This window comes from Dyella sp. GSA-30, assembly GCF_027924605.1.
Classification (GTDB): Bacteria; Pseudomonadota; Gammaproteobacteria; order Xanthomonadales; family Rhodanobacteraceae; genus GSA-30.
Window position 1 is genome coordinate 535,062 of the sequence record NZ_AP027042.1, and the last position, 11,981, is coordinate 547,042.

General features: G+C 60.6%; 11 protein-coding genes. 7 read left to right on the forward strand and 4 right to left on the reverse strand.

What is annotated here, in order from left to right; all coding sequences use genetic code 11:
* The first annotated feature begins 57 nt into the window (after positions 1-57).
* On the forward strand, positions 58-498 hold the full coding sequence (locus QMG46_RS02450) for an SRPBCC family protein (RefSeq protein WP_281850860.1): 441 nt from the start codon (positions 58-60) through the stop codon (positions 496-498).
* Positions 499-571: 73 nt separating this feature from the next.
* Here QMG46_RS02450 and QMG46_RS02455 read toward each other — a convergent pair whose 3' ends face one another.
* Positions 572-2,809 carry a CocE/NonD family hydrolase gene (locus QMG46_RS02455; protein WP_281850862.1) on the reverse strand — a complete coding sequence of 746 codons (2,238 nt, stop codon included), beginning with the start codon at positions 2,807-2,809 and terminating at the stop codon, positions 572-574.
* 125 nt (positions 2,810-2,934) lie between these two features.
* Positions 2,935-3,816, reverse strand: a complete 882-nt coding sequence (locus QMG46_RS02460) for a LytR/AlgR family response regulator transcription factor (protein WP_281850863.1) — start codon at positions 3,814-3,816, stop codon at positions 2,935-2,937.
* Between the two features lie 176 nt (positions 3,817-3,992).
* On the opposite strand from QMG46_RS02460, the gene QMG46_RS02465 reads away from it, so the two are divergent.
* Complete coding sequence (locus QMG46_RS02465) at positions 3,993-5,951, forward strand: M61 family metallopeptidase (RefSeq protein WP_281850864.1); 1,959 nt, start codon at positions 3,993-3,995, stop codon at positions 5,949-5,951.
* A 165-nt stretch (positions 5,952-6,116) separates the two neighbouring features.
* On the opposite strand, the gene QMG46_RS02470 is transcribed toward QMG46_RS02465, so the two are convergent.
* The gene (locus QMG46_RS02470; RefSeq protein WP_281850865.1) at positions 6,117-7,718 is read right to left on the reverse strand and encodes a DUF4034 domain-containing protein; all 1,602 of its coding nucleotides are present in this window, start codon (positions 7,716-7,718) and stop codon (positions 6,117-6,119) included.
* Positions 7,719-7,891: 173 nt separating this feature from the next.
* Between QMG46_RS02470 and QMG46_RS02475 the strand changes: the two genes are divergently transcribed.
* The 3 genes from QMG46_RS02475 to QMG46_RS02485 are packed head-to-tail and all read left to right on the forward strand — an operon-like array spanning position 7,892 to position 9,577.
* The gene (locus tag QMG46_RS02475; RefSeq protein WP_281850866.1) at positions 7,892-8,677 is read left to right on the forward strand and encodes a DUF4349 domain-containing protein; all 786 of its coding nucleotides are present in this window, start codon (positions 7,892-7,894) and stop codon (positions 8,675-8,677) included.
* 4 nt (positions 8,678-8,681) lie between these two features.
* Complete coding sequence (locus QMG46_RS02480; RefSeq protein WP_281850867.1) at positions 8,682-9,131, forward strand: helix-turn-helix transcriptional regulator; 450 nt, start codon at positions 8,682-8,684, stop codon at positions 9,129-9,131.
* Between the two features lie 35 nt (positions 9,132-9,166).
* Positions 9,167-9,577, forward strand: a complete 411-nt coding sequence (locus tag QMG46_RS02485) for a VOC family protein (protein ID WP_281850868.1) — start codon at positions 9,167-9,169, stop codon at positions 9,575-9,577.
* A gap of 34 nt (positions 9,578-9,611) precedes the next feature.
* Here QMG46_RS02485 and QMG46_RS02490 read toward each other — a convergent pair whose 3' ends face one another.
* Positions 9,612-10,355 (reverse strand): SDR family oxidoreductase, encoded by a 744-nt coding sequence (locus QMG46_RS02490; protein WP_281850869.1) that lies wholly within the window; start codon positions 10,353-10,355, stop codon positions 9,612-9,614.
* Between the two features lie 100 nt (positions 10,356-10,455).
* Here QMG46_RS02490 and QMG46_RS02495 point away from each other — a divergent pair, with 100 nt between their 5' ends.
* Positions 10,456-11,364: an AraC family transcriptional regulator gene (locus QMG46_RS02495; RefSeq protein WP_281850870.1), complete on the forward strand. Its 909-nt coding sequence runs from the start codon at positions 10,456-10,458 to the stop codon at positions 11,362-11,364.
* 67 nt (positions 11,365-11,431) lie between these two features.
* Complete coding sequence (locus QMG46_RS02500; RefSeq protein ID WP_281850871.1) at positions 11,432-11,935, forward strand: hypothetical protein; 504 nt, start codon at positions 11,432-11,434, stop codon at positions 11,933-11,935.
* The last annotated feature ends 46 nt before the right edge of the window (positions 11,936-11,981 follow it).

Consider the following 11,981-nt stretch of genomic DNA (forward strand, 5'->3'; position numbering starts at 1 on the left):
TCTCCGTTCGTCGTAGTATCAGAGGGCTGTCCTCTACTCACTCAACGAGGAGGAATCATGGGTACCGTTCAGCTGCATCGCGTCCTTCGCACCACGCCGGAGCGCCTGTACAAGGCGTTCACCGACCCCGATGCCATGGTCAAGTGGCTGCCGCCGCACGGCTTCACTGCCAAGGTCCACCATATGGACGTGAAAGTGGGCGGCAGCTTCAAGATGTCGTTTACCAACTTCACGAGCGGCAAGAGCCACGCCTTCGGCGGCACCTATCTCGAGCTGAAGCCCGGTCAAGGGCTGCGCTATACCGACGTCTTCGACGATCCGAATCTCCCCGGCGAGATGGTGACCACCGTGACGCTGTCGAAGGTTGTCTGCGGCACCGATCTGAAGGTGGTGCAGGAAGGTATTCCCGATGCGATCCCGGTGGAAGCCTGCTATCTGGGTTGGCAGGAATCGCTTACGTTGCTGGCACAGTTGGTCGAGCCGGAAATTCCGGATTGAGTCCATCCAAACCGCGAAATCAGGTTCGCTTACGCTCCAGGAGATGGGCGAACCTGATCCACAACGTCGATAGCTAATGCTCTTGCACAAACTCGACGCTTCCACGGACACCCAGTTCAAGATAACTATCGGCGAGCCAACGAATGCGTAGTGGCACCCGGGCATCCGCAATCGACTCCGAGCTCACGTCACGCCCCGTACCGTAGTTGATCTGGATACCAGGGACTTTGGGCACGCCTATCACGGCAACGATCCGGCTCCCTGCGGTCAGCATCCGTGACGTCAGCATCTGACTCTGGAAGGTCAGGGTGCGCGGCTGACCCGGTTGGAGCAGTTGTCGGTGCGTGCGGTCCTGCATATAACTGACGCGGCCAAGATATGACGCAAGGTCGAGATACGTGCCATCTGGCTTCAACTCCATAAAGTTGACCGATAGATCAAAATCACGCTTGTTGGTAATGACCTGGAGCTTGCCTTGAAACAGGCCATCGACCTCCAACGGTTTCTCCAGCGGTTTTGTTTCGAACACCAGGGCATTGCGGACATCGAGCGCGCCCGTAGGCAGTTGAAAATCCACATCGCTACGATCGGCAAAGTCGACGACAAGTTGAGGTATAGCGCGGCTACCCGGGCTATCGCCGAACAGCCATCGATCGGCTTTGCGATCGCCTGTGAGATAGAGACGCTCACGGTGGGTAGCCATATCGGCAAGCGTCGGCACATGTCGCCAGGTCTCGGCGCCCATCACTTCGAAGTTGACCCGGTCGCTCAGCAAGGCCGGCAACGGCGAACCACGAAAGACGTGATCAAACCATTGCAGCCGTAAACCTTGAAGGTCGATCAATGCTGCCTTGTCGACCACGTAGCCATCGACCTTGGCCAGCACACCCGTTTGCATGGCGGTATGGTGATACGGGCCGATAATCATTCGGTCGTCTGCGGATGGACGGTACTTGAGATGTTCCTGAAAATAGTAGAGCGCGCCGACCATGCCACCGTCGTAGTAGCCGGTCTCGACGAATACCGGGATATCGATATCGGCAAACTCGCGCTCGTACGGTAACAAGCGTTGCCAATAACTATCGTAAGCCGGGTGCTGCAACCAGGTGTCGAAGACGGGATTGGGCTTGCCGTCGATCTCGTCCAGATCGCGATACGGGCGGCCGCTCGCGTACCATTTCTTCTGCAGCGCATTCCAGCGAGCGCGGTCGCCGTAGGTTGCATCGTCCAGGGCCTTGATGTCGGTAGTGTAGAACGGCCAGGGATAGATAAAACTCTGAAACACATTGCCCTGCATCGGGGTGTCGATGCCGGGGGCGTTGGTCGCATGGGTAGCGATGGCTTTCAATGCGGGCGGATGATGCTTGGCAGCGGCCCATTGGGTGAATCCGTTATAGCTGCCACTGAACATGCCGACGCGGCCATCGCACCAGGCTTGGCGCGCGAGCCATTCGATCACCGTCGCCGCGTCTTCGCCATCATGCACATAAGGCGTCACCGGGCCTGGGCTTCGACCTTTGCCCCGCGTATAGGCAACTACGCCCGCATAGCCATGGGCGGCCATCGTTACCGCGTCGCTCATGCTCCAATCGTCTTTCGCGTAAATCGTAAAGTTCAGCAAGGCGGTCAGCTTTGGCATACCCGCAGCGCGAGGCCGCACGACTATCGCAGCGATCTGCGCGCCATCGGGTGTCGGGATCAACACGCGGTCGTCGACCAGAAACCGGCGCCTTGTGTCGGCGTCGAGCAGTGACGCTGACGCAGGCATCAGGTAGCCCCACGCCATCGACGCCTCATGGGCGGCTATGAGATCCACGGCCGAAGGGCAGCGTTCCAGCGCCATGCCTTCGCAGGCTTTTTCCTGCCGCGACGCCTCCACGCGAAGACTGTCCAGGTTTTGGCTGTACCAGGGCAGGATGCTGGCTGCCTGGCTATCGGACAGGGCGCCATAGAGTTCGGCGAACGCTCGGGGCAAGGCTTCGGACGTCGTCGTTCCCGTCGCCTCATAAGCTTGGGACCGGGCATATATCCGCCACGGCACGATCGCAGGAACGAGCCTGGGTTCGTTCGATCGATATGCGGACTCGAGGCGATCGAGCGTCGCCTCCGCATCAGCGAAACGTCCGGCGGCAAGTTGAAGCCGGAAGCGTTTTGTCAGGTCGGCGGGGCTTTGAGCCGCAGCGTAAGCAGGGATCAAGTTGGCGGCGATGGCCGGGATGTCAGCCTGCTCGATCGGAGCACCCTGGGCACCGGCGGTCGCAGAAGCCGACAGACCCATGGCCAACAGGGCGGGTAGCGCGAAAACCCTCATACGATCCATTCCTCAGGGAAGCACTGCTCATCGAGCCAGGGGCGGCTCGGACAGCTGAATGATTCCCGGGAACGGAAAGCGACGGCCAAGAAATCGGCGAACGAACACTCGTGCGCGGCGAACGGTCAAATAACGCGGTCGCGAAACAATCGTGCCCCTGCCCGACTGGTCGAAATCGTCTGGCCGGTTTCCATATGCAGGAGCAGGCGCCCGCCACCGGCAGGCTCTGCCCTTGCGACACGATGAACATTGACGATCCAGGACCGGTGAACGCGAACGTACTTCGCCGGATCGAGCGACTTGGCAAACTCGGCCAGCGTCACGCGGACCAGATGCTTGCCGGAGAGCGTGCTCACTTCCGCGTAGTCGTCCGCGCCACCGATGCTTACCACGGTGTCCATATCGATCGGCCGGAGCTCATCGCCGATTCGGACGAAGTAACGGGAGAGCGCCACATCGGTCCGCGCCTCGGCGTCCTCGGTTGCTGTTTCCGGTGGCTGTTTGGCGATCAATGCATCGGATTGACCTCCTCTCGCCAGTTGTCGGGAATCGTCTGCCACGGGAGCCCGACCCCTTGCATCGGACACCCCCTGTTGGCCCTGCAAATAGGACACGGTCGCTATCAAGGCGTAGGTCGTGACGTTCTCAAGCGACTGCCAGCTCGCTCCACTGATCGAAAAAGGTTTCACCAGAAATCCGTTTGGCCCCTGGCCCTCGACCAGCCCCAGGAGAACGATCAGCAGCCCGTACGACAGGAAAACGAACGCCGCGCATAGCAACAGATGACCCAGCAACTGGATCGTCCCAGGCTTTCCGATCAGCCTGCGCAGGATAATGCGACGCACCAGGGCCCCGAAGATCACCACGGGCACTGTATTGGCCGCTCCGCCCAGAAGGCTCCCGCGCAAGTCGAGATTCAACGCCAGCCGCATGGTGATCGAATACGCCACAAAGATGCCGGCGACCGCCAACAGATCAAAAGTCCGCCGTCTCATCCACTTCTCCACCCCTACACCCGATCCGGAAACGAAGCGTGCAGGGTTATCGAGCCTGCTTCAAGGCTTCAACGGCGCGGTTTCATCCAGCCCCCAGACGATACGCAAGCATGACTATCTCCCTAGCCTCATCCCTGGGCTGTGGTGATAAGTTTGAAGATTGTCCCCCTCGCTTGTCGGAGCCCCTCATGTCCCCTGTCCCGTCCGTTGGTCGGTCGCCTGCCGCTTGTCGCAGGTTCTCGCGTCTTGCCCTGGCTGTCGCGGTCGCGCTCACTGCCGGCACCGCCGCTGCACAGCAGGCGTACACCGACGATGTACCGCCACCGCAGGATGCGCCATATGCCGGCACGGTGGGGCTTCATGTCGATGCCAGCGATACGCTGCAAGGCATTTTCCGCGTGCATGAAACGATCCCGGTAAAAGCCGGTGCGCTGACGCTGTTGTATCCGCAATGGATTCCGGGCGATCACTCGCCGACCGGTCCGATCGCCATGCTTGCCGGCCTCAAGCTCATGGCCAATGGCAAACCGCTCGCGTGGAAGCGCGATAAATACAACGTGTATGCCTTTCATCTCGATGTGCCCGCCGGCGTCTCCACGCTGGATGCAGAATTCCAGTACATGTCCGGTCGTACCGACAACGAAGGCTTCGAGATCACCGACCGCATGATGGATATGGAATGGAGCAAGGTGGCGCTCTATCCGGCCGGCTACTTTTCGCGCGGTATCACCTTCGCACCGAGCGTAACGCTACCGCACGGCTGGCAGCTCGGCACCGCATTGGAGATGGCTTCGCAGTCCGGCGATACCACCACCTTCAAACCGGTAACGCTCAACAACCTGGTCGATTCGCCGATCTACGCGGGCCAGTACTTCAAGCGCGTCGATCTCACGCCGGCCGGCGATGCGCCGGTGCATCTGGACATCGTCGCCGATGACCCGAAATACCTGGAGATGACGCCCGAGCAACTGACAGCGCATCGCGCCCTGGCGACGCAGGCGACCAAGCTGTTCGGTTCGCACCACTACGACCACTACGACTTCCTGTTCTCGCTGTCGGATCAACTGGCCGGCAACGGCACGGAGCATCACCAGTCCAGCGAAAACGGCCTGGGCGCCGACTACTTCACCGCCTGGGGCGACTCCGCGCCTGGCCGCGACCTGCTGGCGCACGAGTACACGCATTCGTGGAACGGCAAGTTCCGCCGCCCGGCCGATCTTTGGACGCCCAACTTCAATGTGCCGATGGGCGATTCGCTGCTATGGGTGTACGAGGGACAGACCGAATACTGGGGTTTCGTGTTGACCGCGCGCGCCGGCATGTGGACACCGCAGCAGTTCCGCGATGCGCTGGCCATGACGGCCGCCAACTACGAACGCAACCGCGAAGGGTTCCAGTGGCGCACATTGGAAGACACCACCAACGACGCGACCGCCGCACGCCGTTCCAGCCTGCCATACCGCAGCTGGCAGATGAGCGAGGACTATTACAGCGGCGGACAGATGATGTGGTTGGAGGTCGACGGCAAGCTACGCGCGCTGACGCACGGCAAGAGGTCGCTGGATGATTTCGCACGCGCGTTCTTTGGCGTCGAGAACGGCAGCTATGTCACCAAGACCTACACGTTCGACGACGTAGTGGCAGCGCTGGACGGCGTGGCCAAATACGATTGGGCGGGCTTCCTGCACGCGCACGTCGACACGGTCAATCCGCCGCTACAGGACGGCCTTGCCGCCACCGGCTGGAAACTTGTCTATACCGACAAGGAAAGCGAATACGAGAAGCAATACAACAGCCGACCGGCGTCGTCGCGCCATATCTACAACTTTGCCTGGTCGATCGGCTTGACGATGAACGACAAGGGCGAGGTCAACGACGTACGCTGGGATGGGCCCGCATTCAAGGCCGGTGTCAGTACCGGGGCCGCGCTGGTCGCGGTGAATGGCCAGACCTATTCGACCGATGTACTGAAGGATGCGATCGCGGCCGCCAAGAACAGCAAAGCGCCGATCCAGCTGTTGCTGAAGTACCAGGGCGGGTTCCGAACGGTGCCGGTGGATTATCACGAGGGCTTGAAGTACCCGCATCTGGTACGCGTCGATGGAACGCCTGATTATTTGAGCGAGATCATTGCTCCGCGGAAATAAGTTTTTGGGGGTTTCGAAAGCTCCCCTGTTCGTCGTCCCGGCGCAGGCCGGGACGACGAACAGGAGGTTATTCGAGACTTCCTTCAGTCGCGGCTGTGCACTCGAAGGCACAGCTGGTCGCGACTGAAGTCGCTCCTACATTGGCTTTGAAGTCATCCCGCTGCTTCAGTGCACCTGCCCGGCTTTCGAAGCCGTCTCCTGGCTCTTCAATACGAACGCCTCTCGCAGGAACCGCACGTGCGCCCGAATGCCGGGATCGTTTTCGAAGTGCTTGTCGAGATACTCCATCGTATCCTGCAAGCCCTGGCGTGGCTGATTCAGCTGGACGAATGCCCGAAGCAACCAACCTTCCGAGTTTTCCGGCGCATCCTTGATCAGCTGATCGGCCATGGCCCAGCTCTTGTCCCACTGCTGGAACCAGGCGCCATAAAGTTCGCCCAGCTTGTAACGGATCTCGTAATTGGCGGGGTCGCTGGCAATGATCTGCAGATAGTCGTTCTCCGCCTGTTTCGGCTCCGCCATCAACTCGTAGGCATCGCCAAGCGCTTTGAGCGTGTTTGCGTTCTTGTGCCATTTCGCAGAAAGCGTGGCCATCTCCTCCAATGCCCACGGTTTTTCGCGAAAGGTCACAAGATTGGGAGCGCGCTGCAACCGCACTCCGTCCGCCCACGGAGAGAAGCGAATGACTTCCGATTGATAGACCACTGCCAGATTCGCCATGTGCCGTTTGTTGGTCACGTTCGCGACACCGGAAAGAATCTCGCCGGCGGGCATATCGTCAAGCACCATCCGGTAGCTTTCCGAGTCTGCGCGCCCCTCACAATTGCAATCGGTAAGGTTCGCCGCATACGCCGCGGGAAGCGGCAGCAACAATTTCAGGAGCCCATTCTTCGACGCGTGCGCCTGCGCACGATCCACAATGCGCGACATCTCCTCGATGGAGCCGCCCCATTTGGGTTCGGCGCTCCAGACCATCTGCCCGTAGATCGCATAGTTTGTCGGCTCCACGGCAAGGCCGCGATTGGCCGCATCGGATATCGCAGCGTCGTCTCCCGTCAGCATCGCCATATCTATCAGCAACGAATAAGCGTGAGCAATGCGTGGATTCAGCTTGATTGCCTCGTCGAGATCAGCCTTACCTAGCGCCAACCATTTATCCATGGCGACGAAGTTCTCTCTTGGCGTATCGCTTACAACCTTTCCACCGCGCGCAATCCAGGCCATACCCAGATAGAAGCGACCGCTGGCGACGTAAGCGAACGCGCTCTTTGGCGATTGCTTTTTCCAGGCTTCGATCAATGCCCGCGTCTCGTTGGTCGAATCGGAGAAATTCCCAAAATAGATATGATCGAGCAACCCCGCCGATTCGGGATGTGTACGCTGTTTTTGCAACGCATCCTGCATGTAACGATCCAGTTCAGCGGCGCGCCCTTTCTCGATGAGCGACTTCATATCTTCGTAGCTCATGAACGACTGCATGTGGTACGCGCAGTAGGCGTGCGTCGCCGCGGGAGACCAATGGCTCCCCGGCGGATCGGGATAGGAAAGGCACCGCTGGAGAGGATCCTTGATGGCCTCCGCCTGTTTCGCTGCCTCAAGAAAGCGAATAACTGCATCGGGAGAAAAGAGCGACGCCTTTGGCGTGGCGCGCGCCGATGCGGCTCCATTAGCCGCCGTTCCAAAATCACCGCTTGCAAGGCTTGGCTGCATGGCTCCCATCACCCACATGGTCCCTGCCAGCGCAACTGCCTGGATCCTTGATCGCATGTCCTTTCCCCTGTGTCCCTGGACAGATAATAACCAGCATTAATATTGCATCTGAATAGAAGGAAATCAAAGTGACAATATCCCCCTCTGGCCGCTATGCAATGCGGGTGATCTCGGCCAAGATGACTATCGAACCGCAATTCGCACGTTGCGCGCCGCAATAGGGGGAATCCATGAAGCGTTGGCGTCTGCTATTGATCGCTGGCCTGGTGCTGCCTGCACTGGCCGCGTGCTCGAAGAAGCAAGAGGTCGCCCCGGGAAGTATCCCGGGGCAGACGTCCAAACCGGGAGCCATGCTCGCCTATGAGCACACCCTGTTTGTTCAGATGCCGTCCGCACAAATCTCCGGACATGTTTCCGCCGCGCGTGAAGCCTGCGATGCGAATCGCTTCGGCGCATGTACCGTACTTCGTATCACGCAGAGCGGCTCGGGTGCGGAACTGCTTGTTCGCATCGTGCCGTCGGGTGTCGAACCACTGACCAAACTGGCGGCCCAGGACGGCGTAGTTACATCACGCGAAAGCCGTGCCGAAGATCTCGCCGATGCCGTGCAGGACACCCAGCGCAAGCAGGCGCAGCTCGATGCCTATGCGGCGCATCTGGAGGAACTGGCCGCACGCAAGGATATCGGCGTGTCCGACCTGATCGCACTGGCCCGCGAACGCGCGCAGGTGCAGACCGAGCGCGAAGGTCTGCTCAACGATGCAGCCCAACAGAAACGGCGCATCGAAACCAATCTGCTCACCATCAAGTTCGGCGACTCGGACGTGGAAAGCCGCGAACATCGGCTCGCCGCATCGTTCACTGAATTGCTCGATCGACTCGTCGACGGTATCGGCGATGCTTTGTCGGCACTCGCTTATGGATTGCCGTTCCTGCTCTTGTTGCTGCCGGTATGCCTGGTATGGCTGTGGGCTTGGCGCAGGTTGACGGCACGCTGGCGTCGCCCGCGGAACTGAGCAGGTGAGCAACAAAGCCACCACGGCGCAGCACTTACGAGACCTCGCAAGGCTGCGCCGCGTGCGCGATCGGATCGACCGGGACTACGCGCAGCCACTCGACGTCGAGGCACTCGCGCGTGGCGTACATATGTCGGCCGGGCATCTGAGCCGCCAGTTCAAGCTCGCTTATGGCGAATCTCCGTACTCCTATCTGATGACGCGGCGCATCGAGCGTGCGATGGCCTTGCTTCGCCGCGGCGACCTCAGTGTCACCGACATCTGCTTCACGGTCGGCTGCGCGTCGCTGGGTACGTTCACCACACGCTTCACCGAACTGGTCGGCATGTCGCCCGGCACGTATCGGCGCCAGGAAGCGGACGCGACGGCAGGTATCCCGTCGTGCATGGCCAAGCAGGTAACGCGACCGGTCAGGAATCGAGAAGCGCCGCCTGATGGGTCGGACCTAGACTGATCGCCATGCACCTCACCACCACTGAGAGACACGTCATGGACATCACCATTCATTCGAGTTTCCTGCCGCAGAACGACCCGGACGCCGCTGTAGCCTTCTATCGGGATACCCTCGATTTCGAGGTTCGCAACGACATCGGCTATGGCGGAAAGCGCTGGATCACGGTTGGGCCGAAGGGCCAGCCCGCACTCTCCATCGTCCTGTATCCGCCGGACGCCAGCCCTGGCATCACCGACGACGAACGCCGCACCATTGCCGAGATGATGGCCAAGGGTACGTTCGGCATCGTCCTTCTGGCGACGACGGACCTCGAAGGCGCTTTCGAACAGCTGCAGGCCCGCGATGCCGATATCGTGCAGGAGCCAACCGATCAGCCGTACGGGGTTCGTGACTGCGCTGTTCGCGACCCCGCGGGCAATATGATTCGTATCCAGCAGCTGCGCTGAACCGGCTCGGGCACTGAGTCCCGATCTCCTGGACTTAGTGCGACTCGATCAAAGCCACCGCGTCGGCGCCAGCGGCCACGCGAAGCGGACACGACGGATCGTTCGCGGCCCGCCATACCGCTTCGGCGACATCCGACGCTCGCGTGACCGCGGACGATTGCGCCCATTGGGCGAAGACATTCTGCGCAAGGTCGGCATAGGCATCAGGGATGCCGCCTTGCATTCGCGGCTGCGCGTTTTCGCCGAAGCGCGTCTCCGGCGCCCGGCCCGGCAACACCAGGCGCACTCGAATGTTGAATGGTTGGAGCTCCAGCGCCAGCGACTCGGTAAAGGCGTTCACCGCCGCCTTGCTCGCGGTGTAGACGGAAAGCAGCGTGAGCGGCTTCAAGGTCACACTCGATGTGACGTTCACGACGACACCGGCGTTGCGTTGCCGAAATTGAGGCAGCACGGCTTGCGTCATCGCGATCGTGCCGAGCGTATTGGTTTCGAAGATCTCGCGGGCAGTGTCCATCGACACGCCTTCGAGGGCGCCCAGCAGGCCGATCCCTGCGTTGTTGACCAGGACGTCGATCGGCCCCGCGGCATCCACCGCCTGGCGGATGCTTTCAGGGTCGGTGACGTCGAGCGCGAGTGTGCGCAGATGCTCGGAACGCGGCAGGACGTCCGCGCGCGGCGTGCGCATCGTGGCGACGACTTTCCAATCGCGTTCGAGGAAGTATCGGGCGGTTTCGAGGCCAAAGCCGGACGAGCATCCGGTGATCAGGATGGTTTTCATGGGGACTCCAGAGAGGTGCGTTGCAGGCCCCAAACGATAGGGGGCGAAGGCCGGACTTGCTACAATCAGAAGTCCAAGTTTCATTTGCAGGAGTCCGGCCATGATCGACCCGCTAGCCGAGGTTGTCGCGCTGCTCCAGCCAGGCGCCCAATTCTCGAAAGTCGTCAGCGGCGCAGGCCCCTGGCGAGTTCGCCGCTCGGAAGCCGGGCAGCCTTTCTATTGCGTGATCCTCGACGGTTCCTGCCGCCTCGCGGTCGATGGGCACGCGCCGATCACACTCGAGCAAGGCGACTTTGCCCTGATCCCATCAGCGTACGGCTTCGCGATGTCCAGCCTCGACCTGGCGACTTCGGCAGAGCTCGATACCACGCCCGTCGAGCTGCTCCATGGCGAGTTCAGGCTCGGCATCTCGAACGTGCCGCACGACGTGCTATTGCTTCTGGGTCACTGCACCTTCGGTTCGCCGGATTCGGCATTGTTGGTTTCGCTCCTTCCGCAGCTCGTGCACGTTCGCGGCGAGAAAAGGCTGACCACCATCGTGCAACTTGTCGGAGAGGAATCCCGCGAGCGACGGCCCGCGCGTGATGGCATCCTGGCGCGTCTGCTCGAAGTGCTTCTCATCGAAGCCCTTCGCTCCACCACAGGAACCGCAGCATCGCCAGGCCTTGTGCGCGGGCTTGCCGACAACCGTCTCGCTGCTGCGATACGACAGATGCACGAACATCCGACCAAGCCCTGGACCGTCGCACAACTGGCGAAAGAGGCTGCGCTTTCCCGCTCGGCATTCTTCGAACGATTCAACCGCGCGGTGGGCGTGGCGCCGATGGAATATCTGCTCGCCTGGCGCATGGCGATGGCAAAGAACCTGTTGCGCCGGAGCGAAGGCGGCATCGCCGATATTGCGCAACGCGTCGGCTACAGTTCCGCCAGTACATTCAGCGTTGCTTTCACCCGGCATGTCGGGGTGCCGCCGACGACGTATGTGCGGGAGCAGACGGAATTGCAGTGACTTTAAGAGAAACGGGGGTAAAGAAGCACGGCGAAACCTCAACATCAGGACACAAAAAGGGGAAGACATGCTGGCTTTAGATGATCCACGGTGGGGTGAGCTTTCCCATGCTTATGGCAAGGCTTCGGATATTCCGGCCTTGTTACGCCAATTGGACAAACTTCCTTCGGCCGAGGCGGAACCATGGCACGCACTCTGGAGCGCTCTCGCACATCAGGGTGACGTCTATCCAGCTTCATTCGCAGCGGTCCCTCACGTGGTCGCGGCACTCGCGGATAATCCAACGACTGCCGACGCGACCTACTTTCAGTTTCCTGCCTGGGTCGAATGTTGCCGCTCCCGTCAGGGCATGCAGGTTCCAGAAGACTTACTCTGGGCATACCGATCCGCGCTATCGCGATTACCTGGACTGGTCGCCGAGGCCAGTAAGCGGCCATGGGATGACGGCTTCATGCGCTGCGCCCTCGCGGCTGTCGCGGCAGCGAAGGGGCAACCGATCATTGCCGAAGCAGTCATGGAACTCGATCAAGGCATTGCGGAAGAATTTCTCGAGTGGTTTCATAGTCGCTAGGGTGGGATATGTCCGCGATCTAAACGGATAGTTCCCAAGGACAGGG